The sequence below is a fragment of the Pseudomonas sp. LY-1 genome, assembly GCF_053502595.1.
Window position 1 is genome coordinate 623,534 of the sequence record NZ_CP094353.1, and the last position, 24,557, is coordinate 648,090.

At 61.8% G+C, this 24,557-nt stretch carries 24 protein-coding genes; 12 read left to right on the plus strand and 12 right to left on the minus strand.

Annotation, left to right across the window (positions count from 1 at the left end):
- Positions 1-103 precede the first annotated feature (103 nt).
- From MOQ67_RS02750 to MOQ67_RS02760, 3 genes are read right to left on the minus strand one after another with little or no spacing between them, the layout of a single operon-like run.
- Positions 104-376 carry an oxidative damage protection protein gene (locus tag MOQ67_RS02750; RefSeq protein ID WP_017849944.1) on the minus strand — a complete coding sequence of 91 codons (273 nt, stop codon included), beginning with the start codon at positions 374-376 and terminating at the stop codon, positions 104-106.
- Complete coding sequence (gene mutY / locus MOQ67_RS02755; RefSeq protein WP_017849943.1) at positions 373-1,440, minus strand: A/G-specific adenine glycosylase; 1,068 nt, start codon at positions 1,438-1,440, stop codon at positions 373-375. The genes MOQ67_RS02750 and mutY overlap by 4 nt, the downstream gene beginning before the upstream one ends.
- Positions 1,437-3,656 (minus strand): AsmA family protein, encoded by a 2,220-nt coding sequence (locus tag MOQ67_RS02760; RefSeq protein WP_046490890.1) that lies wholly within the window; start codon positions 3,654-3,656, stop codon positions 1,437-1,439. Before MOQ67_RS02760 ends, mutY begins: the two co-directional genes overlap by 4 nt.
- A 324-nt stretch (positions 3,657-3,980) precedes the next feature.
- Here MOQ67_RS02760 and MOQ67_RS02765 point away from each other — a divergent pair, with 324 nt between their 5' ends.
- From MOQ67_RS02765 to MOQ67_RS02795, 7 genes are all read left to right on the plus strand, one after another.
- The gene (locus MOQ67_RS02765; protein ID WP_046490889.1) at positions 3,981-5,642 is read left to right on the plus strand and encodes an OFA family MFS transporter; all 1,662 of its coding nucleotides are present in this window, start codon (positions 3,981-3,983) and stop codon (positions 5,640-5,642) included.
- Between the two features lie 169 nt (positions 5,643-5,811).
- The gene (gene hisB / locus MOQ67_RS02770) at positions 5,812-6,405 is read left to right on the plus strand and encodes an imidazoleglycerol-phosphate dehydratase HisB (RefSeq protein ID WP_017849940.1); all 594 of its coding nucleotides are present in this window, start codon (positions 5,812-5,814) and stop codon (positions 6,403-6,405) included.
- Positions 6,405-7,043, plus strand: a complete 639-nt coding sequence (gene hisH, locus MOQ67_RS02775; RefSeq protein WP_017849939.1) for an imidazole glycerol phosphate synthase subunit HisH — start codon at positions 6,405-6,407, stop codon at positions 7,041-7,043. Before hisB ends, hisH begins: the two co-directional genes overlap by 1 nt.
- Positions 7,044-7,301: a DUF2164 domain-containing protein gene (locus MOQ67_RS02780; protein WP_017849938.1), complete on the plus strand. Its 258-nt coding sequence runs from the start codon at positions 7,044-7,046 to the stop codon at positions 7,299-7,301.
- Between the two features lie 39 nt (positions 7,302-7,340).
- The gene (hisA, locus tag MOQ67_RS02785) at positions 7,341-8,078 is read left to right on the plus strand and encodes a 1-(5-phosphoribosyl)-5-[(5-phosphoribosylamino)methylideneamino]imidazole-4-carboxamide isomerase (protein WP_122485648.1); all 738 of its coding nucleotides are present in this window, start codon (positions 7,341-7,343) and stop codon (positions 8,076-8,078) included.
- Between the two features lie 9 nt (positions 8,079-8,087).
- Positions 8,088-8,858, plus strand: coding sequence for an imidazole glycerol phosphate synthase subunit HisF (hisF, locus tag MOQ67_RS02790; RefSeq protein WP_010563131.1), 771 nt, complete (start codon positions 8,088-8,090; stop codon positions 8,856-8,858).
- 66 nt (positions 8,859-8,924) lie between these two features.
- Positions 8,925-9,680 (plus strand): substrate-binding periplasmic protein, encoded by a 756-nt coding sequence (locus MOQ67_RS02795; RefSeq protein WP_017849936.1) that lies wholly within the window; start codon positions 8,925-8,927, stop codon positions 9,678-9,680.
- Here MOQ67_RS02795 and MOQ67_RS02800 read toward each other — a convergent pair.
- From MOQ67_RS02800 to gpmI, 4 genes are all read right to left on the minus strand, one after another.
- Positions 9,671-10,450, minus strand: a complete 780-nt coding sequence (locus MOQ67_RS02800) for a divergent polysaccharide deacetylase family protein (protein WP_448675816.1) — start codon at positions 10,448-10,450, stop codon at positions 9,671-9,673. The two genes, MOQ67_RS02795 and MOQ67_RS02800, sit on opposite strands and share 10 nt — an antisense overlap.
- Position 10,451: 1 nt before the next feature.
- On the minus strand, positions 10,452-11,768 hold the full coding sequence (locus tag MOQ67_RS02805) for a S41 family peptidase (RefSeq protein ID WP_017849934.1): 1,317 nt from the start codon (positions 11,766-11,768) through the stop codon (positions 10,452-10,454).
- A gap of 30 nt (positions 11,769-11,798) precedes the next feature.
- Entirely contained in the window at positions 11,799-13,094 is a 1,296-nt protein-coding gene (locus MOQ67_RS02810; protein WP_017849933.1) for a murein hydrolase activator EnvC family protein, read from the minus strand.
- A gap of 246 nt (positions 13,095-13,340) precedes the next feature.
- Positions 13,341-14,867: a 2,3-bisphosphoglycerate-independent phosphoglycerate mutase gene (gene gpmI, locus MOQ67_RS02815; RefSeq protein WP_046385000.1), complete on the minus strand. Its 1,527-nt coding sequence runs from the start codon at positions 14,865-14,867 to the stop codon at positions 13,341-13,343.
- 151 nt (positions 14,868-15,018) lie between these two features.
- Between gpmI and MOQ67_RS02820 the strand changes: the two genes are divergently transcribed.
- Genes MOQ67_RS02820 through secB form a run of 3 tightly spaced genes read left to right on the plus strand, consistent with a single transcriptional unit; the run spans position 15,019 to position 16,209 of the window.
- Positions 15,019-15,432, plus strand: a complete 414-nt coding sequence (locus MOQ67_RS02820; RefSeq protein ID WP_017849931.1) for a rhodanese-like domain-containing protein — start codon at positions 15,019-15,021, stop codon at positions 15,430-15,432.
- Position 15,433: 1 nt separating this feature from the next.
- Positions 15,434-15,688, plus strand: a complete 255-nt coding sequence (gene grxC, locus MOQ67_RS02825; RefSeq protein ID WP_017849930.1) for a glutaredoxin 3 — start codon at positions 15,434-15,436, stop codon at positions 15,686-15,688.
- A 41-nt stretch (positions 15,689-15,729) separates the two neighbouring features.
- Complete coding sequence (secB, locus tag MOQ67_RS02830) at positions 15,730-16,209, plus strand: protein-export chaperone SecB (RefSeq protein ID WP_017849929.1); 480 nt, start codon at positions 15,730-15,732, stop codon at positions 16,207-16,209.
- 118 nt (positions 16,210-16,327) lie between these two features.
- Here the strand turns inward: secB and MOQ67_RS02835 are convergent, their stop codons facing one another.
- The gene (locus MOQ67_RS02835) at positions 16,328-16,783 is read right to left on the minus strand and encodes a tRNA (cytidine(34)-2'-O)-methyltransferase (RefSeq protein WP_017849928.1); all 456 of its coding nucleotides are present in this window, start codon (positions 16,781-16,783) and stop codon (positions 16,328-16,330) included.
- Between MOQ67_RS02835 and MOQ67_RS02840 the strand changes: the two genes are divergently transcribed.
- Positions 16,782-17,222: a hypothetical protein gene (locus MOQ67_RS02840; protein WP_017849927.1), complete on the plus strand. Its 441-nt coding sequence runs from the start codon at positions 16,782-16,784 to the stop codon at positions 17,220-17,222. The genes MOQ67_RS02835 and MOQ67_RS02840 overlap by 2 nt on opposite strands.
- 531 nt (positions 17,223-17,753) lie before the next feature.
- Here the strand turns inward: MOQ67_RS02840 and ntrC are convergent.
- The 4 genes from ntrC to glnA all read right to left on the minus strand — a co-directional run bounded on the left by ntrC (position 17,754) and on the right by glnA (position 22,740).
- Positions 17,754-19,190 carry a nitrogen regulation protein NR(I) gene (gene ntrC / locus MOQ67_RS02845; protein WP_102651087.1) on the minus strand — a complete coding sequence of 479 codons (1,437 nt, stop codon included), beginning with the start codon at positions 19,188-19,190 and terminating at the stop codon, positions 17,754-17,756.
- Positions 19,187-20,272 carry a nitrogen regulation protein NR(II) gene (glnL, locus tag MOQ67_RS02850; RefSeq protein WP_017849925.1) on the minus strand — a complete coding sequence of 362 codons (1,086 nt, stop codon included), beginning with the start codon at positions 20,270-20,272 and terminating at the stop codon, positions 19,187-19,189. The genes ntrC and glnL overlap by 4 nt, the downstream gene beginning before the upstream one ends.
- A gap of 311 nt (positions 20,273-20,583) precedes the next feature.
- The gene (locus tag MOQ67_RS02855; RefSeq protein ID WP_102617225.1) at positions 20,584-21,120 is read right to left on the minus strand and encodes a chorismate mutase; all 537 of its coding nucleotides are present in this window, start codon (positions 21,118-21,120) and stop codon (positions 20,584-20,586) included.
- Between the two features lie 213 nt (positions 21,121-21,333).
- Positions 21,334-22,740 (minus strand): glutamate--ammonia ligase, encoded by a 1,407-nt coding sequence (gene glnA / locus MOQ67_RS02860; RefSeq protein WP_017849923.1) that lies wholly within the window; start codon positions 22,738-22,740, stop codon positions 21,334-21,336.
- Positions 22,741-23,074: 334 nt separating this feature from the next.
- On the opposite strand from glnA, the gene thiI reads away from it, so the two are divergent.
- On the plus strand, positions 23,075-24,529 hold the full coding sequence (gene thiI, locus MOQ67_RS02865) for a tRNA uracil 4-sulfurtransferase ThiI (protein WP_046384997.1): 1,455 nt from the start codon (positions 23,075-23,077) through the stop codon (positions 24,527-24,529).
- The last annotated feature ends 28 nt before the right edge of the window (positions 24,530-24,557 follow it).

Genomic DNA, 24,557 nt, shown 5'->3' on the forward strand with positions numbered 1-24,557 from the left:
AACGGGGCGCATTAAACGGGTTTTTCAGGGGGTCGTCAAGCAAGTTTTCAAAAAATATTTAATTATTACCGTCGCTTACGTGCCGACCCCGGTTTTTGATCAATTATTGAGCAGGCGGCACGTAGCCTTCGGCCTTGGCGTAATCCTCGCCGGAAAAGAACTTGTCCATCTCGCCTTGCAGGTATTTGCGGTCTTCGGCGTTCATCATGTTCAGGCGTTTTTCGTTGATCAGCAGGGTCTGGTGTTTCTGCCAGTCGGCCCAGGCCTTGGCGGAGACGTGATCGAAAATGTCCTGGCCCTTGGCACCCGGGAACGGGGCGCGCTCCAGGGCGGGCAGTTCTTCGTGGTACTTGCGGCAGATGATGGTGCGGGTCATGACGAAACTCCTGCGTTCAATACGTCGGCCGCGCGCTTCAGCAGTTTTTTCACCGGGGCGGCAAGGCCCAGGCGCGGCGGGGTGGCGAGGTTATACCAGAGCCAGTCGGCCTCGGCCACGTGATGGGCGGATTCCTCGACCTGGACCAGCCAGGGTTCGATGGCCAGCTGGAAGTGGCTGAAGGTGTGGATCAGCCCCGGCAGTTCCTGTTGTTTGCCCAGCTCCAGCGCGTGCTGGTGGGCGAGGTGTTCGAGGTCTTGCAGGTCGTCCAGCTCCGGCAGGCTCCACAAACCGCCCCACAGGCCCGTGGACGGGCGACGGTAAAGCAGGATCGCGCCGTCGCCATTGGCCAGCATGGGCATCAGCGTGCGCTTCTGGGGGATGCTCTTGCGCGGCTTGGGGATCGGATAGCGCGTCTCCAGGCCGAGCATGTGGGCTTCGCAGCCTTTTTCCAGCGGGCATAACAGGCAACTGGGCTTGCTGCGGGTACACAGGGTGGCGCCCATGTCCATCATTGCCTGGGTGTAGGCGTTGACGCGATCACGGGGCGTGAAGCGCTCTGCGGTGGCCCAGAGCTGTTTGGCCACTTTGGGTTCGCCGGGGTAGCCCTCCTGCGCGGTAAAGCGTGCCAGCACGCGTTTGACGTTGCCATCGAGGATCGGCGCGCGCAGGCCCATGCTCAGGCTGGCGATCGCGCCGGCGGTGGACAGGCCGATGCCGGGCAGTTCGGTGAGTTTTTCCACGTCGCGGGGAAACTCGCCGCCGTACTCGGCCACGACAATCTTCGCGGTCTTCTGCAGGTTGCGCGCCCGGGTGTAATAGCCGAGGCCGGTCCACAGGTGCAGCACCTCGTCTTCCGGCGCGGCCGCCAGGGCTTCGACCGTTGGCAGGGAGGCCATGAAACGGTCGAAGTAATTGAGCACGGTGCTGACCTGGGTCTGTTGCAGCATGATCTCCGAAACCCACACCCGGTAGGGCGTGATGCCCTGTTGCCAGGGCAGGTCATGGCGACCGTGGCGGTCGTACCAGTTCAGTACCGCCTCGGAAAACTGCTCGTTTCTCATCGTTTGAACAGGCCTTTCAACGCGTCTTTCAACTGCGGGTTAACTTTGTCGAGCTTCTCTTCCAGCTTCTCGTTGAGGCGGTTGCCGGCGGCCTTGATGGCGACCTGGCCGAGGCCGTCCTTGTCCAGGCGGCACGCCTTGGCGCCCAGCTCCAGCGGGCCACGGCAGCGCAGCGGCACTTCGATGCCCTGGAAGTTGGCGCCTACCTCGCAGGCGGGGTCCGGCACTTCGCGTTGATCGCCCTCGACGATGATGCCGACGCGATAATCCATGCCCAGCACGCGCAGGTCGATGTCGCCGTTGCCGTTGACCGTAAGGCCGGGGATACGCACCTTCAGGTCGGGGTTGTTGGCCACGCCGTTGCGCAACGTCAGGTTGCCCCTGAGTTCCTGGAACGGGGTGTCCTTGGCCCGTGGCTCGCTGCTCAAGGTCTTGCGGTTGAGCAGGGCGATGCCGGTACACAGTTGCTGTTCAAGGTTGGCGTTGAGCAGCACGCCGTTGTTGATCACGAAGCTGGCGTTGCCGTTGAGGCTGTCGATCAGTGCCTTTTGGCTGTTGCCGCGGCCGCTGAGGTTGCTGTCGAGGGTGATCTGGCCCTTGACCGGCGGCGTCTGCCCCTGGGCTTGCAGGATGCGCTCGACCGGCACTTGCTTGATGTGGCTTTGCAGGGCCAGCACTGGAATGTCCTGGCGCACATCGAGGCTGCCATTGGCCTGGAAGCTGCCGTTGTAGAGGCCGCCGCTCAGGCTGTCGAGCTTGAGCTGGCCGTCGAGGCCGCTGGCCTTGAGCATGGCGTTCTGGATCGGCAGCTTGCTCAGGGTCAGTTGGCCGAAGGCCAGGTCGGCCTCCACGTCCAGCGTGCGCAGGCGGGTCAGCGGCAGCAGCTTGTCGGTGCTCCAGGCGCCTTTGGTCGGGGCGTCCGGCAGCGGTGTGGTGCCACCGGCGGCCATGGCGCCGGCTTCGCTGTTCTGCACTTCGGCCTGGCGTGCGGCGGTTGCCCCCTTGGCGGACTCGGACTTGGCCGGCAGGTAATTGTCGGCGTTGAAGGTGTCGCCCTTGAGTTGCACGCGCAGCGATTGCTTGGCGAAATCGTCCACGGCAACGCGGCCGGTGAAGGTGCTGCCGTCGAGTTTCAGGTTGAGGTCTTCCAGGGCCAGGCGGGTCGGCGTGCCTTGGAGGCGGCTGACCAGCTCGACTTTGCTCAGGCTGCCCTCGGCCATCGGTGGCAGCGGGTTGCCGATGCTGTCGAGGAACTTGGCCAGGTCGAACTGGGCGATCGACAGGGCGCCGCTGAGCTGCGGGGTCTTGTCCAGGTCATTGACCTTCAGTTCGCCGAGGGCGCGCAACTGGTTGGCCGAGAGTTTCAGGTTGGTCCACTCGGCAATGTTGGCCGCCAGGTCCACCAGCAGTTGGCCCTGGGTGGAGAAGGTCACGGTTTTGCCTTGCAGCGGCTCGCCGGTGGCTTCGCCGCTGAACCGCATGTCTTCGAACTGATAACGCTTGAGCGCCCGCTGAATGCGCAGGTTGCCGTTGAGTTCGGTCTTGACGCGCATGACCGGCTGGTTGCTGCCGAGGAACGCGGTGAGCTTCAGCGGAATGCTCGCCCCTTCGTGGATGGCGCCTGCACTCAGTTGGATGCTTTCGGCGCTGAACTGCTTGCCGGTCTGTTCATCGTTGTATTCGATGCGGGCGTTGTTGATGGTCAGGCTGTCGATGTCCAGGCGGATGGGCTGCGGCGGTTTCTCTGCCTTCACCTCGGTCACCGGTGCCGTCGCTTGCACGGGGGTTGGCGTAGCGGTGGGCGCCTCGGGGGCGTTCTTGCCGATGTCTTCCCAGTTGCCGTGGCCTTGCTTGTCGCGGTTGAGGCGCAGGTTCAGGCCTTCGACGCGCACATCGCTCATCTGCACTTCGCGGCGCAGCAGCGGTAGCACGCGTACCGACAGGCCGAGCATCTGCAGGTCGGCGAACGGCTGGGTCGGGTTGGTCAGGGTCGCGACGCTGGCTTCGTGCAGTTCCAGGCCCAGCCAGGGGAACAGGCTCCAGCCGATGTCGCCATTGAGCGTCAGCTCGATGTGGGCCTTGTCGCGGGCAATCTGGCGAATCTCGTCTTTGTAGTCGTTGGGATCGAAGAGATGGGTCAGGGCAAAGCCGAGAGCCACAATGATCAGCAACAGCCCGAGAAGTACCAGACCCAGGATTTTGCCGAACGCTTTCATGGGCGAGTCCTTGTATGTCGATTTCAAAATTTAGCCGCAGAGTATAGCGCCCGATGGCCTGCGTCAGTTCACGGATCGTTACATTGTATCTAGCGCAGGGGGCGGTATTTTGGCGTCAAAAAAACACAAAAAATCCGCGAAAGGTAGTGGCATTTTGGTTTTTCTGTCATCCACTGATGCTAATCTCTGCGCGTTCGTCCGCCTTCTGCGACGTAACGTCGCGCTTTAAATGGAGCTTTATTCAACAAAACGGTCACGCCCTGCGTGCAAGGCCGAAGGAGAGCGCGCCTGACGAACACATACTAATAACTGGGGGAAACACCAATGAGCACTAGCACTGCGGCGGGTATTGCTGCCGCGCAGCCTGCGTTCCTGTCCAAGGAGCGCATCATCGCCAAGCCCGGGTTCAACCGCTGGCTGGTTCCACCGGCCGCTCTGGCCATTCACCTGTGTATCGGCATGGCCTACGGCTTCTCGGTGTTCTGGTTGCCGCTGTCCAAGGCGCTGGGGATCAGCGCGCCGGTCGCCTGTGCGCCGGATATGAGCTTTATCGCTCAGGTTTTTTCGTCCCAATGCGACTGGCCGATCTCCATGCTGGGCTGGATCTACACCCTGTTCTTCATCTTCCTGGGCTGCTCGGCAGCGATCTGGGGCGGCTGGCTGGAACATGCCGGGCCACGCAAGGCGGGCGTCGTCTCGGCGCTGTGCTGGTGTGGCGGCCTGCTGATTTCGGCGCTGGGGATTTATACCCACCAGATCTGGCTGATGTGGATCGGCTCCGGGGTCATTGGCGGTATCGGCCTGGGCCTGGGTTATATCTCGCCCGTGTCGACCCTGATCAAGTGGTTCCCGGACAAGCGCGGCATGGCCACCGGCATGGCGATCATGGGCTTCGGCGGCGGCGCGATGGTGGGGGCTCCCCTGGCGGCAGCGCTGATGGGGCACTTCGCTTCGCCGACCAGCGTCGGCGTGTGGCAGAGCTTTCTGGTGATGGCGGCGATTTACTTCGTGTTCATGATCGGTGGCGCGCTGTCCTACCGCGTTCCGCCGACCGGCTGGAAGCCTGAGGGCTGGACCGCGCCGGTGAAAAAAGCCAGCAATGCGATGATCACCCATCGTCACGTTCACGTGAACGTCGCCTGGAAAACCCCGCAATTCCGTCTGGTCTGGCTGGTGCTGTGCCTGAACGTATCGGCCGGTATCGGCATCCTCGGCATGGCTTCGCCGCTGCTGCAGGAAGTGTTTGGCGGCAAATTGCTGGGTGTGGACGTGCCGTTTGGCCAACTGAATGCCGGGCAACTGGCCTCGATCGCGGCGATCGCGGCGGGCTTCACCGGGCTGTTGAGCCTGTTCAACATCGGTGGCCGGTTCTTCTGGGCGTCGTTCTCCGATTACCTGGGCCGTAAAAACACCTACTTCGTGTTCTTCGCCCTGGGCTTTGCCCTGTATGCGCTGATCCCGAACCTCGGGCACCTGGGCAACGTGGCGCTGTTCGTGGCGGCGTTCTGCATCATCCTGTCGATGTACGGCGGCGGTTTTGCGACGGTTCCGGCTTACCTGGCCGACCTGTTCGGCACCCAGATGGTCGGCGCGATCCATGGTCGCCTGCTGACCGCCTGGGCTGCGGCGGGCGTGCTGGGCCCGGTGTTGGTGAACTACCTGCGTGAATATCAGTTGAGCATCGGCGTCGAGCGCGCCGCCGCCTACGACATCACCTTGTACATCCTCGCCGGCCTGCTGGTGCTGGGGTTCATCTGCAACCTGCTGGTGCGCCCGGTGGCCGACAAGTACTTCATGAGCGACGCCGAACTGGCCGCCGAACAGGCGCTGGGCCATGACAAGGGTGCCGATTCGAGCACCGTGCTGGAGTGGAAAGCCTCCGCCGGCAGCAAGCCGCTGGCTGTCGCGGCCTGGTTGGTGGTGGGTATTCCGTTGGCGTGGGGTGTGTGGGTGACCCTGCAGAAGACGGCGGTACTGTTCCACTAAGTTGACTGCAGACGGGCGCACCATCCTGGAGCGCCCGCTTGTATGCACATGTCTAGCGTCGACCTTCCTCGCTTCAACTCGTCAGTCTTATCCCCTTCGATGTTTCTGTTTAGCGCCCGCGCCCCTATAATGGCTGCCTTTTTCGCCCAATGATTTTGCGGAGCTGGTGATGGCCGAACGTAAGGCGTCCGTCGAGCGCGACACTCTGGAAACCCAGATCAAAGCCTCGATCAACCTGGATGGCACCGGAAAGGCCCGATTTGATATCGGTGTACCTTTTCTTGAGCACATGCTGGACCAGATCGCCCGTCATGGGCTGATCGACCTGGATATCGTCAGCAAGGGCGACCTGCATATCGACGACCACCACACGGTGGAGGATGTCGGTATCACCCTCGGCCAGGCTTTCGCCAAGGCCATCGGCGACAAAAAAGGCATCCGTCGCTACGGCCACGCCTATGTCCCGCTGGATGAAGCGCTGTCGCGTGTGGTCATCGACTTCTCCGGCCGCCCCGGCCTGCAGATGCACGTGCCCTACACCCGCGCCACCGTGGGCGGCTTCGACGTCGACCTGTTCCAGGAATTCTTCCAGGGTTTCGTCAACCACGCCCTCGTCAGCCTGCACATCGACAACCTGCGCGGCACCAACACCCACCACCAGATCGAAACCGTGTTCAAGGCCTTCGGTCGCGCGCTGCGCATGGCGGTGGAGCTGGATGAGCGCATGGCCGGGCAAATGCCATCGACCAAGGGCGTCCTGTAATGCAGACGGTCGCGGTTATCGATTACGGCATGGGCAACCTGCACTCGGTGGCCAAGGCCCTTGAGCACGTAGGGGCCGGCAAGGTGCTGATCACCAGCGATGCCACGGTGATTCGCGAGGCTGACCGCGTGGTGTTCCCGGGCGTTGGCGCGATTCGCGATTGCATGGCCGAAATCCGTCGCCTGGGCTTCGACAGCCTGGTGCGCGAGGTCAGCCAGGACCGGCCGTTCCTCGGCATTTGCGTGGGCATGCAAGCCTTGCTCGAGCGCAGCGAAGAGAACGACGGCGTCGACTGCATCGGCCTGTTTCCAGGCGAAGTGAAGTTCTTCGGCAAGGACCTGCATGAAGACGGCGAGCACCTGAAAGTCCCGCACATGGGCTGGAACGAAGTGCGGCGCACCGTGGATCACCCGCTGTGGCATGAGATCCCGGACATGGCGCGCTTTTACTTCGTCCACAGCTACTACATCGCCGCCGGTAACCCGCGCCAGGTGGTGGGTGGCGGGCACTACGGCGTCGACTTCGCCGCCGCGCTGGCCGAAGGTTCGCGTTTTGCGGTGCAGTTCCACCCGGAGAAGAGCCATACCCATGGCCTGCAATTGCTGCAGAACTTCGCTGCGTGGGACGGTCGCTGGTAGATGGCCAAGAAACCGAAGCTGCCGATCCTGAACCTCACGCCCGAACAGGAACGTGAGGCTACCAACAAGATCAAGCGCTTCATGGAGGACCGTTTCGAGCTCAAGCTGGGCTCGTTCGAGGTTGCCGAGATCCTTGAGTTGTTCACCATTGAAGTTGCGCCGCACTATTACAACAGGGCGATTTTCGATACGCAGACGCTCCTTAGGGAACGGTTCGAAAGCATCGAAAGCGACCTGTGGTCGCTTGAGAAACCCTGATTTCCCAAGCATTGCTGAATATCGAATAAGGTTTGCCAGATGCTGATTATCCCCGCTATCGATCTCAAGGACGGCGCTTGCGTGCGTCTGCGCCAGGGCCGCATGGAAGATTCCACGGTGTTTTCCGACGACCCGGTGAGCATGGCTGCCAAATGGGTGGACGGTGGTTGCCGTCGCCTGCATCTGGTGGACCTGAACGGCGCCTTCGAAGGCCAGCCGGTCAATGGCGAAGTGGTGACTGCGATCGCTAAGCGCTACCCGAACCTGCCGATCCAGATCGGCGGCGGTATCCGCTCCCTGGAAACCATCGAACACTACGTCAAGGCCGGCGTAAGCTACGTGATCATCGGCACCAAGGCCGTGAAAGACCCGGCCTTCGTCGCCGAAGCCTGCCGCGCGTTCCCGGGCAAGGTGATCGTCGGCCTGGACGCCAAGGACGGTTTCGTCGCCACCGACGGCTGGGCGGAAATCAGCACGGTGCAGGTGATCGACCTGGCCAAGCAGTTCGAAGCCGACGGCGTGTCCGCCATCGTTTATACCGACATCGCCAAAGACGGCATGATGCAGGGCTGCAATGTACCGTTCACCGCTGCGCTGGCGGCGGCGACCAAGATCCCGGTGATCGCGTCCGGTGGCATCCACAACCTGGGTGACATCAAGTCGCTGCTGGATGCCCGGGCCCCTGGAATCATCGGCGCGATCACCGGCCGCGCAATCTACGAAGGCACCCTGGACGTCGCCGAAGCCCAGGCTTACTGCGATGCCTACAACGGCTGAGGACTGACCATGGCGCTGGCCAAACGCATCATCCCTTGCCTGGACGTCGACAACGGTCGCGTGGTCAAGGGCGTCAAGTTCGAGAACATCCGTGACGCCGGCGACCCGGTGGAAATCGCCCGTCGCTACGATGAGCAAGGTGCCGACGAGATTACCTTTCTCGACATCACCGCCAGCGTCGACGGCCGCGACACCACGCTGCATACCGTCGAGCGCATGGCCAGCCAGGTGTTCATCCCGCTGACCGTGGGCGGTGGCGTTCGCACCGTGCAAGACATCCGCAACCTGCTCAATGCCGGCGCGGACAAGGTCTCGATCAACACCGCCGCAGTGTTCAACCCGGAGTTCGTCGGCGAAGCCGCACAGCACTTCGGCTCGCAGTGCATCGTGGTCGCCATCGACGCCAAGAAAGTCTCCGGCCCCGGCGAACCGCCGCGCTGGGAGATCTTCACCCACGGCGGGCGCAAGCCGACCGGCCTGGACGCGGTGGAGTGGGCGATGAAGATGGAAGGCCTGGGCGCCGGTGAAATCCTGCTGACCAGCATGGACCAGGACGGCATGAAAAACGGCTTCGACCTCGGCGTGACCCGTGCCATCAGCGATGCGCTGGGCATTCCGGTGATCGCGTCCGGCGGCGTCGGCAACCTGCAGCACCTGGCCGACGGCGTGATCGAAGGCCACGCCAGCGCCGTGTTGGCGGCGAGTATTTTCCACTTCGGCGAATACACCGTCCCCGAGGCCAAGGCTTACATGGCCGCGCGCGGTATCGTGGTGCGCTAAACGCTGCTGGACACCATGGCAAGTGCGCGGCACTCTCTGCGCTTGCCATGGATTCCGGTAACTTTCATGTTCAAAGACCTGTTGCTCGCGCTCGCCAGTACCTCCGTGCTCATGATCGGAGTGGCCCAAGCCGAAGAATCGTCTGACGCCTCCCTGGTGTTGCTGACGGAAAACTTCCCGCCCTACAACATGGCGAAAAACGGCAAGAACTTCGCCAAGGACGAGAATATCGAAGGCATCGCCGTGGACATCATGCGCGAAACCTTCAAGCGTGCTGGCATTTCCTACAGCCTCACTCTGCGCTTTCCTTGGGAGCGGATCTACAAACTCGCCCTGGAAAACCCCGGCTACGGTGTGTTCGTGATGGCCCGCCTGCCGGAGCGCGAAGCGCTGTTCAAATGGGTCGGCCCTATCGGCCCGGATGACTGGGTGATGCTGGCCAAGGCCGACAGCAAGATCCGGCTCGACGAGCTGGCGCAGGCGCGGCGCTACAAGATCGGCGCGTACAAGGGCGACGCGATTGCCGAGACCCTGGAGAAGCAGGGCCTCAAGCCAGTGCTGGTGCTGCGTGACCAGGACAACGCGCAAAAGCTGCTGGATGACCAGATCGACCTGTGGGCCACCGGCGACCCGGCCGGCCGCTACCTGGCGCGCCAGGTCGGTGTGACCGGGCTCAAGACCATCCTTCGCTTCAACAGTGCCCAGTTGTACCTGGCGCTGAACAAGGATGTGCCGGACGAAACGGTGGCCAAGCTGCAGGCAGCGTTGGATCAGTTGCGCGAGGAAGGCCTGCTCGACCAGATGATGGCGCGCTATTTGTAGCGATAGGTGCCGTTCTTGCCGTGCCCTGCCATCGCCTGATTGCTGCGCACGCTGATCATCAGTTTGATATCAATCCAGTCCACGCCCTGGGCCTTGAGCTTGGGCAGCTCGCGTTCGAGCACCGCCAGGGTTTGTGGATACGGATGGCCGATCATCACCGCTGAGCCCTGTTTATGGGCCAGTTTGATGGCGCTCTGCAATTGCGTGGTGATCGCGGCTTCGGTGCGTTCGTCGTCGAGGAACACATCCCGCGAGACGCTGGCCAGGCCGATCTTCTGCGCTTCGGCGGCACCGACGGTCTGCGCGCTGGTGCGGCTGTCGACAAAGAACTTGTGGCGCCGTTGCAGCTCGCCCATCAGCCAGGCCATGGCTTCGGGCTGGGCAGTCATGCGGCTGCCCATGTGGTTGTTGATGCCGGCGGTGTAGGGCACGGCCTTGAACGCAGCGTCCAGGCGCTTGCCGAGCTCTTCGATAGGCAACTCGGGGTGCCAGGCGAACGCGCCGGTGGCCGGGTCCATGGGCATGTGCAGGATCACGATCTTGCCGGCCTTGTGCGCTTCGCGGGCGAATTCGGCGGCGTGGGGCGTGTCGGGCATGATCGCCGTGGTCACCGGGCCGGGCAGGGCCAGCACACGGCGATCCCGGGGCAGGTTTTGCCCCAGGTCGTCGATGATCAGGGTCAGGTAGGCTTTGTGCGGTTCGCTGGCCGGGGTCGCGTGGGCGACCCCGGCCAGGCTGCACAGTGCAGCGATGATCAGGGCAACGCGCATATCAACGGCTGCGCGTGATGCTCAAGCCCTTGAGCAGGCTCAACGCCTGGGCCAGTTGGTAGTCATCGTCCTGCGGCATCGGCTTGGCCTTGGCGCTGCTGCCGGTCGGCTGGTCGGCGCCGCCGTTGCCATTGCCGAGGTGGCCTTGCAGGTCGGCTTCCTTGTAGTACTCGCTGTCGACCTCGTTGGTGATCTTGGCCTTGCGCACTTCGATGTCCGGCACGATGCCCTGGGCCTGGATCGAGCGGCCGTTTGGCGTGTAGTACAGCGCGGTGGTGATTTTCAGGGCGCGCTCGTTGTTCAGCGGCAACACGGTTTGCACCGAGCCTTTGCCGAAACTGGTGGTGCCCATCAGCACACCGCGCTTCTGGTCTTGCAGGGCGCCGGCGACGATCTCCGAGGCCGAGGCGCTGCCGCCGTTGATCAGCACGGCCAGCGGTACGTTTTCGCTGAGGTCGTTGCCGGTGGCCGAGAAGCGCAGTTCGGAGTTGGCGATACGGCCCTTGGTGTAGACGATCAGGCCTTTGGTGATGAAGTGGTCGACCACTTCCACCGCCGACTGCAGCACTCCACCGGGGTTGTTGCGCAGGTCGAGCACGATGCCGTTGAGCTTCTTGCCGTTGTCTTTGCGCAGTTTGGCCAGGGCCTTGGCCACTTCGTCGCCGGTCTTGACCTGGAACTGGGTGATGCGGATGTAGCCGTAGCCCGACTCCAGCAGCTGGCTCTTCACGCTCTTGACCGTGATGGTCGCGCGGGCCAGGGTCACGTCGAACGGCGCGCCGCCGTCGCGCACCAGGGTCAGGGTGATTTTCTGGCCGATCTTGCCGCGCATCTTGTCGACGGCTTCGGTCATGGTCTGGCCACGGGTCGGCTGGCCGTTGATCTTGACGATCAGGTCACCGGCCTGGATGCCGGCCTTGGACGCCGGGGTGTCGTCGATCGGCGAGACCACTTTGATCTGGCCGTCTTCGGCGCCGACTTCAATGCCCAGGCCACCGAACTCACCGCTGGTGCTTTCCTGCAGCTCGGCGAAATCTTCCGGGCCGAGGTAGGCGGAGTGCGGGTCGAGGTTGCTGAGCATGCCCTTGATGGCATTTTCCAGCAGGGTCTTGTCGTCCACGGGTTCGACATAGGCTGCCTTGATCCGGTCCATGACCTCGGCAAAGGTGCGCAACTCCTCCAGCGGCAACGGCGCCTTGGTGGTCGCGGCCATGCCGGCGGGTGCAGCCGGTTCGGCCTGGTCGGCGAAAGCCAGAGGCGCGCCGATCACCAGGGCGATCGTCAGGGCCAGCGAAGTGAGGCGGGACAAATACAGCATGTCGAACGAACTCCTAATGTAGATGCGACCCTATCCTTGGGTGCGGCACCATTGTGCAGGATCGCTCGGGCGGCCCTGCTGACGAATAGCGAAGTACAGCGCCGGGGTGTCCTGGCCGCCACTGTTACCGACAGTGGAGATGGATTCCCCGGCTTTTACCACATCACCTGCCGACTTGAGTAAAGTCTGATTGTGGCCATAAAGACTCAAATAGCCATTACCGTGGTCGAGAATCACCAATAAACCGGCGCCCCGCAGCCAATCGGCAAACACCACGCGACCGCCGTGGACGGCGTGGACCTGGCTGCCGGCGGCCGCGCTGATCATCACCCCGTCCCACTTGGCGCGGGTGTCATCGCCGCGGGTTTCCCCAAAGCGTGCCAGCAGTCGACCATCAACCGGCCACGGAAGTTTGCCGCGCGCGGAAGCAAAAGGCCCGCCGAAGGATTCGCCCGCGCTGGAAACCAGCGGCCCGGGCGCTGCATGCGCCGGTTTACGTGGGGCCGGAGCGTCGGTAGTGGCTGCCAGTTCGGCCTCACGCTGGCGCTTTTTTTCCGCTTCCTGCTGGGCGATCAGCGCTTTCTGTCGCGCTTCCTCGGCCTCGCGTGCCTGGCGGGCCAGGGTTTCTTCGATGGTTTTCAATACTTTGGCCAGGTCTGCCTGGTCCTGCTCGCGGGCTTGCAGCTTGGCGTCGCGGGCCTTTACGTCGTCATTGAGCTTGGCCAGGGCCAGTTGGCGCTCCTTGCGCACCTTGTCGAGCTGGTCGCGCTGGCTGTCGAGGCTGCTTTTCTGGTCGAGCAGTTGCGATTGCTGGTCGGCGATTTCCTGTTCGACGTTGGCCAGTTGGCGCAGGGTCTCGTTGAAGCCCTTCAGTTGGGCAAGGCGTGCCTTGCTCAGGTAATCGTAGTAGGTCAGGGTGCGCGCGAATTTTTCCGGGTTCTGCTGGTTGAGCAGCAGCTTGAGGTACTCCTGGCGGCCACTCTGGTAGGCGGCGCGGGCCTGGATCGCGATCAGGCGTTGCTGTTCAACGCGGGCGCTCTGGAGTTTTTTTTTCTCAGCGTCGAGTCGCTCCAGTTCCGACTCGCTCTTCTTTAATTCTTTTTGTAGCTCCTGGACCTGCTTCTCCAGCTTGCCCATCTCGGTTTCCGTGCCGCGCAGGTCTTTCTGCACCCCGGATTTTTCTTCCTGGAGCTTGCCGAGCAGTTTTTTCAGCTCGGTGATGTCCTGACGCGTAGCGTCCAACTGTTGTTGGGTTTGCGCGCGCTCATCGGCAAATGCCGGTTGGAGCAGGCAGACGAGAGCGAGGGTAATCAAGGCGCGAAGCATAGAGGCGGGCGACACCAGGGAAAGGGACGGCCTAGTATGCCCGGCAAGCGCTGCAAAAAAAACGCCCAATTCGGGCTTCTGGGCAAGATAGGTGCCGAGCGGCAGTGGTATGGCGAAAAGACATCTACCCAACACCGCGAGTCTAGTGTGGGAGGGGGCTTGCCCCCGATAGCAGTGGGTCAGCCAACACCTATTCAGCTGACACACCGCAATCGGGGGCAAGCCCCCTCCCACATGTGGTTTAGATCAGACCAGGATCGAAGTGCCAGTCATCTCTTTGGGCTTTTCCAGCCCCATCAACATCAGCATGGTTGGCGCCACATCGGCCAGCACGCCGCCTTTGCGCACTTTCAGATCACGCTTGCCGACGTAGATGAACGGCACCGGCTCGGTGGTGTGGGCGGTGTGGGCCTGGCCGGTGGACTCGTCGGACATTTGCTCGCAGTTGCCATGGTCGGCGGTGATCAGCGCTTCGCCGCCGACTTTTTCCAGGGCGTCGACGATGCGGCCCACGCACAGGTCCAGGCATTCCACGGCCTTGATCGCGGCGGCCAGGTTGCCGCTGTGGCCGACCATGTCGCCGTTGGCGTAGTTGACCACGATCACGTCATAACGCTGGTGTTCGATGGCGTCGACGATCTTGTCGGTGACTTGCGGCGCGCTCATTTCCGGTTGCAGGTCGTAGGTCGCGACTTTCGGCGACGGGATCAGGATGCGCTCTTCGCCCGGGAACGGTTCTTCGCGGCCGCCGGAGAAGAAGAAGGTCACGTGGGCGTACTTCTCGGTTTCGGCGATGCGCAGTTGGGTCTTGCCGTTTTTCGCCAGGTAGTCGCCCAGCACGTTTTCCAGGCTGCCGGGGGCAAAAGCCGACGGGGCCGGGATGTTGGCGGCGTATTGGGTGAGCATCACGAACTCGATTTTCGGCTGGCGCGCGCGTTCGAAGTCCTTGAAACCCGGGTCGACGAACACATGGCTCAGCTCGCGGGCACGGTCGGCGCGGAAGTTCATGAACACCACGGCGTCGCCGTCTTCCACTTTCACCGGCTCGCCGATGGTGGTGGCCTTGACGAACTCATCGCTCTCGCCGCGCGCGTAGGCGGCTTCCAGGCCTTCCTGGGCGGTGGCGGCGTTGAATTCGGCCTGGCCGTCGACGATCAGGTTGTAGGCCTGGGACACGCGGTCCCAGCGGTTGTCGCGGTCCATCGCGAAATAGCGACCGACCAGGCTGGCGATGCGGCCCTTGCCGAGGGCGGCGAAGGTGGCGTCCAGCAGTTCGATCGACGATTGCGCGCTTTTCGGCGGCGTGTCGCGGCCGTCGAGGAAGGCGTGCAGGTAGATCTTGTCGGCGCCGCGCTTGAAGGCCAGTTCGGCCATGGCCACGAGGTGGTCCTGGTGGCTGTGTACGCCGCCATCGGACAGCAGGCCCATGAAATGCACGGCCTTGCCGGCAGCGACGGCTTTATCGACGGCCGCGCAGATGGTCGGGTTCTCGAAGAACTCGCCGTCGCGGATCGCTTTGGTCACGCGGGTGAAGTCCTGATAGACCACTCGTCCGGCGCCGAGGTTCATGTGGCCGACTTCCGAGTTGCCCATTTGGCCGTCCGGCAGGCCCACATCCATGCCCGAACCGGAGATCAGCCCGTTGGGCAAAGTGGCGGTCAGACGGTCCAGCACCGGCTTGTTGGCCGAGTACACGGCGTTGTCGTGGTGGCTTTCACTGTGTCCGAAGCCATCGAGAATTATCAGGACCAAAGGTTTAGGCGTCGTAGTCATAGATCCTCTCGCGGCGGTAATTGATGAAGGGGATTGAAAAGGGAGTGGCAGTTTAAAGCGAAGTTCCGACCACGTCACCGCTTTACGGGGGTTGGCCCCCCCTGACGGCTGTGTATACTTACCGCCATTTTAACGCCCTGGAACCTCCTTGATGGTTGATCACCTGATTGCATTTGCCACTGCCCACTACCTGCTCGCGGGTGCCTTCGTCATCCTGCTGGCGCTGCTGATCGCTCATGAAATGAGCCGCGGTGGCCGCAGCCTGAGCACGTCGGAGCTGACCGCGCTGGTCAACAAGGATGAGGCCGTTGTCGTGGATATCCGTCCGGCCAAGGATTTTGCCGCCGGTCATATCGTCGGCGCCCTGAACATCCCCCAGGACAAGCTGATCGCGCGCCTGGCCGAGCTGGAGAAGCACAAGGCCAAGACCATCATCCTGGTCGACGCTCAAGGCCAGCACTCCGGCACCCACGCCCGCGAAATGCTCAAAACCGGCTTCACCGCCGCCAAACTGTCTGGTGGTATCAGCAGCTGGCGCGCGGACAACCTGCCGCTGGTGAAGTGATATGAGCCAGGTTGTCGTGTATTCCAGCGATTGGTGCCCTTACTGCATGCGGGCCAAGGCCTTGCTGGAGAAGAAGGGGGTTGCCTTCGAAGAGATCAAGGTCGACGGCAAACCCCAGGTGCGCGCCGAAATGGCCCAGAAGGCGGGACGCACGTCCGTGCCGCAGATCTGGATCGGCGCCAAGCACATCGGTGGATGCGATGACCTGTTTGCCCTTGAGCGCGCCGGTAAACTGGACGCGCTGCTTCACGTCTGACTCCTAAACCCTAAAAGACCCAAGATCAAGAAGGATCTGCGATGACTGACCAACAGAACACCGAAGCAGCAGAAGCCCAAGGCCCACAGTTTTCGCTGCAGCGCATCTATGTGCGTGACCTGTCGTTCGAAGCGCCGAAAAGCCCGGCCATCTTCCGTCAGGAGTGGACCCCAAGCGTCGGGCTGGACCTGAACACCCGTCAAAAAGCCTTGGAAGGCGACTTCCACGAAGTCGTGCTGACCCTCTCGGTCACCGTCAAGAACGGCGAAGAAGTGGCCTTCATCGCTGAAGTGCAACAGGCCGGTATCTTCCTGATCCAGGGCCTGGACGAAGCGTCCATGAGCCACACCCTGGGCGCGTTCTGCCCGAACATCCTGTTCCCGTATGCCCGCGAGACCCTGGACAGCCTGGTCACCCGTGGCTCGTTCCCGGCGCTGATGCTGGCTCCGGTGAACTTCGATGCCCTGTACGCGCAAGAGCTGCAGCGCATGCAACAGGAAGGTTCGTCGACGGTTCAATAAGTCGATGCGCTAAAAATGTGGGAGGGGGCTTGCCCCCGATTGCGGTGTGTCAGCTGAATAGGTGTTGGCTGACCCACTGCTATCGGGGGCAAGCCCCCTCCCACATTTGTTATGTGTGTTATTTGAAGCCGAGTTGGCGCCAGCCTTCGTAGACGGCGACGGCGACGGTGTTCGATAAGTTCAGGCTGCGGCAACCTTCGCGCATCGGCAAACGCAGGCGATGGCCGTCGGGCAGGGCGTCGAGCACCTCGGCCGGCAGGCCACGGCTTTCCGGGCCGAACAGGAAGGCGTCGCCGTCGGCGAAGCTGGCGTCATGGAACGGCCGCGAGCCCTTGGTGGTGAACGCGAACAGCCGAGGGTGGCCGAGGCTTTCCAGGCAGCTGGCGAGGTCGGCGTGGCGTTGCAGGGTGGCATACTCGTGGTAGTCCAGCCCGGCGCGGCGCAGGCGCTTGTCGTCCATGTCGAAGCCCAGCGGCTCGATCAAATGCAGGTGGCAGCCACTGTTGGCGCACAGCCTGATAACGTTGCCGGTATTCGGCGGAATTTCTGGTTGAAAAAGGATGACGTGAAACATGCACGGCTCCGAAGGCAAAGATGCGCTGCATTCTACCCTCGAAGAAGACCCCAGGCCGAAGCTATTGCCAAGGGTTTTGGGCTCTTTGGCGATTGTCGGCTTGATGGTGGGCCTGATGATCGGGCGCCTGACCGCCCCGGACCCGGTCGAATTGCTGCAGGTGACGCCGGCGGCCGACGGTGTGGTGGTGTGGTTCAACAGCGAACCCAAGCTGCATGGCGAGCATATCGACGGCACCGTGGCGCTGTTGTTCGACGCGCAGGGCAAGGCCGCCAGCGGGCAGCTCAAGGTCAATGACAAGGATGTGAACTGGCGCGTGCGCAAGACCGATGGCGGCCTGTTGCTCAACCTGGTGGCGGCGCGGCCGTTGCGTGGGGAATGGTCGGGAGAGGAAGCTGAAGGCCGCTGGCGGCTGGAGATCCATCTCCAAGAGCAATAAAAGAGGGAGTTCCCGGCCTGCCTGTACCAGGGCTCCCAAAACGGGATGAAGCCATCCGGCTTCGTGTTAAAGAGGGAATCCCCGGCCTGCCTGTACCGAGGTTCCCGAAAGCGGTGTGGAGCGCGACGCGGTTCGCATCAAGCACCCCGGGTGTAAAGAGGGGATTCTCGGCCTGCCTGTACCAAGGTCCCCGAAACTGGGTTGTATCAGGGTTATTGCAGGGCGCGTGCCACACTGGCCAAGTTGCTCGAAAAAAACGCTCCAGACAGCGAAAAGCCCCGGAATACGGGGCTTTGGCGTTTTCGGTTGTCTGATTTCAGGCGGCGGTGCGAAGGTTTGAGGTGTTGGCGCCGTGCCCGATGCCGGTTCATGGTGCATTGAAGCGGTGCATGGTCGCCAAACCTTGTGCAGATCCAAATGTGGGAGGGGGCTTGCCCCCGATGGCGGTGGATCAGTCATGTAGATGCCGACTGACATGCCGCTATCGGGGGCCAGCCCCCTCCCACATTGGATCTTCAGTGGGTCTGAGATTCAGCCCTCGTCACCTTCGTCATCATCCGCGCCATCGACCTTCATCCCCAGTTCCTTGATCTTGCGCGTCAGGGTATTGCGGCCCCAACCCAGCAGCACGGCGGCATCGCGACGGCGGCCGGCGGTGTGCTTGAGGGCGGTTTCGATCATGATCCGTTCGAAGGCCGGCACGGCGCTGTCCAGCAGGTTCGACTGGCCGCGTGCCAGGGCCTGGTCGGCCCATTGGCGCAGCGCCTGTTCCCAGTTGGTCACGGGGGCCGAATCCTGCGGCAGGCTGAGCAGCTCCGGCGGCAGGTCGCTGATATGCACTTCGCGCCCGGACGCCATGACCGTGATCCAGCGGCAGGTGTTCTCCAGTTGGCGCACGTTGCCGGGCCACGGCAGGTTCTTCAGGTATTCCTCGGTCTCGCTTTTCAGCAGCTTCGGCTCGACGGCCAGCTCCTGGGCGGCGCGGCTGAGGAAGTGGCGCGCGAGGGTCGGGATGTCTTCGCGACGGTCCGACATGCGCGGGATGTGGATGCGGATCACGTTGAGGCGGTGGAACAAGTCCTCACGGAACTTGCCCGCATGCACCAGGGTTTCCAGGTTCTGGTGAGTCGCGGCGATGATACGCACGTCAACCTTGACCGGCGTATGCCCGCCCACACGGTAGAACTCGCCGTCCGCCAGCACGCGCAGCAAGCGGGTCTGGGTATCGGCCGGCATGTCGCCGATTTCATCGAGGAACAGCGTGCCGCCGTCCGCCTGTTCAAACCGCCCGCGCCGCAGGTTGGCCGCGCCGGTGAAGGCGCCTTTCTCGTGGCCGAACAGTTCGGACTCCATCAAGTCCTTCGGAATCGCCGCCATGTTCAGCGCAATGAACGGCGACGCCGCCCGCGGGCTGTGGCGGTGCAGGGCGTGGGCCACCAGTTCTTTACCGGTGCCCGACTCGCCGTTGATCAGCACGGTGATGTTGGAGTGGCTCAAGCGCCCGATGGCGCGAAACACTTCCTGCATCGCCGGCGCTTCACCGATGATTTCCGGGGTGCGGGTCAGGGCGGGCGGGGCTTCCTGGTTCTGCTGTTCCTGGGCGTGCTGGTTGGCGCGCTTGACCAGCGCCACCGCTTCGTCCACGTCGAACGGCTTGGGCAGGTACTCAAAGGCGCCGCCCTGATAGGACGCGACAGCGCTGTCCAGGTCCGAGTGCGCGGTCATGATGATCACCGGCAGGCGCGGGTGCTGCTCGCGAATCCGCGCCAGCAGGTCCAGGCCGCTGGCACCGGGCATGCGGATGTCGGAGATGATCACGTCGGGCTGCTGGCGCGCCAGGCGGCTCATCACCCCGTCAGCGCTGTCGAAGCTCTGGGTGGTCATGCCTTCCTGTTGCAGGGCTTTCTCGAGGACCCAGCGGATAGAACGGTCGTCATCGACGATCCAGACAGTTTCACTACGGCTCATGTCGATGGGGCTCCTTGTTCCAGAGGCAGAAAGATCGAGAACGTGGTGTGGCCAGGATGGCTCTCACATTCGATCAGACCCTGGTGCTGGCTGATGATGTTCTGGGTAATGGCCAGGCCCAGCCCGGTACCGTCCGGGCGGCCGCTGACCATGGGGAAGAAAATGGTTTCCTGCAGTTCTGCTGGAATGCCCGGGCCGTTGTCGGTGATTTCGACTTTGGTCACCAGGCGATGGCGCACGTGGCCGATGGTGAACTGGCGCAAGGCGCGGGTGCGCAGGCTGATGCGGCCCAGGCGCAGCTCGTTCTGGCTGCTGATGGCCTGCATGGCGTTGCGCACGATGTTGAGGACCGCCTGGATCATCTGCTCGCGGTCGATCAACACGTCGGGAATGCTCGGGTCATAGTCGCGCACCAAGGTAATGCAGCCTTGGCTTTCGGCCTCGACCAACTGGCAGACACGCTCCAGCACCTCATGCACGTTGGTCATCGCCAGCGACGGCAGCTTGTTGGAGCCGAGCATGCGGTCCACCAGATTACGCAGGCGGTCGGCCTCTTCGATGATGACGTTGGTGTAGTCCTTGAGGTGCTCGTCCGGCAGCTCACGAGCCAGCAACTGCGCCGCGCCGCGAATCCCGCCCAACGGGTTCTTGATCTCGTGGGCCAGGCCGCGCACCAGCATCTTGCTGGTTTCCTGCTTGGACAACTGCGCTTCTTCCTTGGTGATGCGCAGCAGGCGGTCACGCGGGTGGACTTCGAGCAGTAGCAGGGTGCTGCCGTTGCTCAGGATCGGGGTCACGGCGTAGTCGACGGTCAGGGTCTGGCCGGTCAGGGCGGTGAGCATCGCTTCGCGCTTGGTGAACGGATGTGCCTGCTCCACTGCCTGGCGCAACGAGCTCAAGGCTTCGGCCGACTCGGTGAACAACTCGCTGATGAACTGCCCATGGCTGCGCTGCCCGCTGATGGCCAGGAGCATCTCCGCCGCCGGGTTCATGTACTCAAGGCGCAGGTCGTCATTGAGCAGGATGGTCGCGGTGGTCAGGTTGTCGAGTAACAAACGGTGCAGTGCATCGCTGATGGTCATCAGGACCTCTTTTGGAGCAAGGCGCGGGCTTGAGGCACACGCTGATACAAGGAAAATGCAAAAACCAAACCAAGGCTCCGAAAAGAAGCGTTTAAGCCCTGAAATAAGGGTTTAAGGCTCGAAACTGTGGCGTTCTGCCAGCTTCATCGGGTAGTTTCGAACCAAAATGGGCTGGGTCGGTGGGAAGGGTGCAGGCTATCGCACCAATATAGTGCGATTTTGTGACGATTGTTCAGGAAGCGCGAATTCACACAAATCAAATGCGGGAGGGGGATTGCCTCCTCCCACATTTTTGGATCGGGTGTACCGTTTTAGTCTTTGTAGATACACAGCTCGGCGGTCGCGCGGATCATCGCCAACTGCTGCATCGGCTCATTGAGCGGCTCATGCACGGCTTCGGCCAGCCATTGCGGGCACTGTGGGTCGGTGCGCTGCGGGCTGAAGTCGGCCAATTGCTGCAGCAGGCGTTTTTGCAGTTGGTCCAGTTGCGGGCGAATCTGCTTGACCAGGTCCGGGCGCGGATCGTCGGGGGCCTTGCCCTGGAACTGCCAGTCGGAAAGATGGGCGTACTGCACCAGTTTGTTCGCTTCGATCTGTGCCGAGAAGAACTGCCCGGCGGCGGCAGGGTCCAGCTTGTAGCTCGGGGCCTGGGCGACGACGCTGGCGATCACCTCTTGCTCGCGTTTCTTGTCTTCTACGGGCTTGTGGCTGTCCCACTTGCTCAGGGCGACCTGGTCGGCGATCGCCAGGCGCTCGGCGATGCTGTTGAGTAAAGGTTCGAGGCTGGGCGGCGCAGCGCTCGCACTGGCACTGACGAATAACAGAGCGAACACAAGTCGACGTTTCAATGCTGATCTCCTTGTGAGAGGGGGCTTGCCCCCCCCCCCGATAGCAGAGTGTCAGTCAGCACCGGTATCAACTGATCCACGGCTATCGGGAGCAAGCTCCCTCCCACCTTTTTGATTGGGTTTGCAGGTGCGGAGCTGTGTAATCCCCGGGCAAAAAAAGACCTCCCGAAGGAGGTCTTTTTCGATCACGCCATGTTAAGCGACGCTACCGGATCAGCAGCTGTAGTACAGCTCGTATTCCAGTGGGTGTACGAAGGTGCGGACTTTGATTTCTTCTTCGCTTTTCAGCTCGATGTAGGCATCGATGAAGTCGTCGCTGAATACGCCGCCTTTGGTCAGGAACGCACGGCCCTTGTCCAGCTCTTCCAGGGCTTCTTTCAGGCTGCCGCACACTTGTGGGATCTCTTTGGCCTCTTCAGGCGGCAGGTCGTACAAGTTTTTGTCGGCGGCGTCGCCTGGGTGGATCTTGTTCTGGATGCCGTCCAGGCCAGCCATCAGCAGTGCAGCGAAGCCCAGGTACGGGTTGGCTGCCGGGTCCGGGAAGCGGGCTTCGATACGGCGAGCGCGCGGGCTGGACACGTAAGGAATACGGATCGATGCGGAGCGGTTACGAGCCGAGTAGGCCAGCATTACCGGTGCTTCGAAACCTGGGACCAGACGCTTGTAGGAGTTGGTCGACGGGTTGGTGAAGCCGTTCAGGGCCTTACCGTGCTTGATGATGCCGCCGATGAAGTACAGGGCGGTGTCGGACAGGCCGGCATAACCTTCGCCAGCGAAGGTGTTCTTGCCATCTTTAGCGATGGACAGGTGAACGTGCATACCCGAACCGTTATCGCCGTACAGAGGCTTAGGCATGAAGGTTGCGGTACGGCCGTAGGCATCAGCCACGTTGTGTACGCAGTACTTCAGGGTCTGGACTTCGTCAGCCTTGGCAACCAGGGTGTTGAACTTCACACCGATTTCGTTCTGGCCGGCAGTCGCCACTTCGTGGTGGTGTACTTCGATGACCAGGCCCATTTCTTCCATGGCGTTGCACATGGAGGTACGGATTTCGTGGTCGTGGTCGAATGGCGGAACTGGGAAGTAGCCACCTTTGATACCTGGACGGTGGCCTTTGTTGCCGCCTTCTACGTCCTGGTCGGACATCCACGAACCTTGTTCGGAGAAAATCTTGAACATGGAGCCGGAGATGTCGGACTTGAACTTGACCGAATCAAAGATGAAGAATTCTGGCTCTGGGCCTACGAATACGGTGTCGCCGATACCGGTCGACTTCAGGTATTCCTCGGCACGCTTGGCGATCGCACGTGGGTCGCGGTCGTAGCCTTGCATGGTCGAAGGCTCGATCACGTCGCAGACGATGATCAGGGTTGGGTCTTCGGTGAACGGGTCCAGCACGGCAGTGCTGTCGTCCGGCATCAGGATCATGTCGGAAGCTTCGATGCCTTTCCAACCGGCAATGGAGGAACCGTCGAACATTTTGCCTTCTTCGAAGAACGCGTCATCCAGCGCGTCGCGAGCCGGCATGGTCACGTGGTGCTGAGTGCCTTTTGTGTCCGTGAAGCGCAGATCAATCCACTTAACGTCATGATCTTTGATGAGTTGAACCGACTTCGACATGGTGTCCTCCGGGGTGGCTTCGGGCTGGGTAGTGGAGTTAGCCCTTAGAATGTGGGTGATGCCGGCGCGGATAGTCCGCCATGGCAACCTGCCTCACAAGAGAGCAAATTGCATGCCAGTGCGCCAACATGGCCTTTTTGCGTCAAAATGGCCCCTATAACAGTGCAAACCGCGGAAATGGAATAAATAACGCACTGCAATGTGGCGTGCATTTGCGCAAATGACCTTTTTTGGTGCGTTGCACCGTTGATGCATATTAACTGGTTAAACCTTGAGCGATTTCCGCTATAATCCGCGCCCCCCTTTTTCGGCAGGCCCTGCGCGCGCTGTTTCCATGAAATTAATCGTTAAAGTCTTCCCCGAGATCACCATCAAAAGCCGACCGGTACGGATGCGTTTCATCCGTCAGTTGGCCAAGAACATCCGTGCCGTGCTCCGCGATCTGGACCCGGCTGTGGTGGTGAACGGTGTGTGGGACAATCTCGAGCTGGAAACCCGTGTCACCGACGCCAAGGCCTTGAAGGATATGACCGAGCGCCTGAGCTGCATGCCGGGCATCGCGCATTTCCTGCAGGTCGACGAGTACCCGCTGGGCGACTTCGACGACATCACCGAAAAGTGCAAACAGCACTTTGGCAGCGAGCTTGAAGGCAAGATTTTTTCGGTGCGCTGCAAGCGTGCCGGCAAGCACCCGTTCAGCTCCATGGATGTGGAAAAATACGTCGGCAGCAAGCTGCGTCGCGAGTGCGGCGCAGCCGGAATTTCCCTCAAGGCGCCGCAAATTGAAGTGCGGATGGAAATTCGCGACCAACGGTTGTTTGTGATCCACAGCCAGCACAATAGCATTGGTGGCTACCCGCTCGGCGCCCTGGAACAGACCCTGGTCTTGATGTCCGGCGGTTTCGATTCCACGGTGGCGGCCTACCAGATCATGCGCCGCGGCCTGATGAGCCACTTCTGCTTCTTCAACCTGGGCGGACGTGCCCACGAATTGGGCGTGATGGAAGTCGCGCACTATATCTGGAAGAAGTACGGCAGCTCCCAACGCGTGCTGTTTGTCAGCGTGCCGTTCGAGGAAGTACTGGGCGAAATTCTCGGCAAAGTCGATAACAGTCATATGGGCGTAGTATTGAAGCGTATGATGTTGCGCGCAGCGTCCCGAATTGCCGATCAACTGCAGATCGACGCGCTGGTGACCGGCGAAGCGATTTCCCAGGTATCCAGCCAGACGCTGCCGAACCTGTCGCTCATCGATTGCGTGACCGAGAAGCTGGTGCTGCGCCCGCTGATCGCCAGCCATAAGCAGGACATCATCGACCTGGCGGAACAGATCGGCACTGCCGACTTCGCCAAGCACATGCCCGAATATTGCGGGGTCATCTCGGTGAACCCCAAGACCCACGCCAAGCGCAACCGCGTGGAGTATGAAGAACAACAGTTTGATATGGCGGTTCTGGAGCGTGCGCTCGAGAACGCCAAACTGGTCCCGATCGATCGTGTCATCGACGAGTTGGGCCAGGATGTGCAGATCGAAGAAGTCAGCGAAGCCCTGGCCGGTCAGATCATCATCGACATCCGTCACCCGGATGCCGCTGAAGACGAGCCGCTGGAAATCGCTGGCATCGACGTACAAACGCTGCCGTTCTATGCATTGAACGCGCGTTTCAAGGAACTGGATAACAGCCGTCAGTACCTGCTGTATTGCGACAAAGGCGTGATGAGTCGCCTGCATGCCCACCATTTGCTCAGTGAGGGGCATGCCAATGTGCGCGTTTATCGACCGAGCTAAGAGCCCGGGGCTGTTTGCCTGTGGCCTG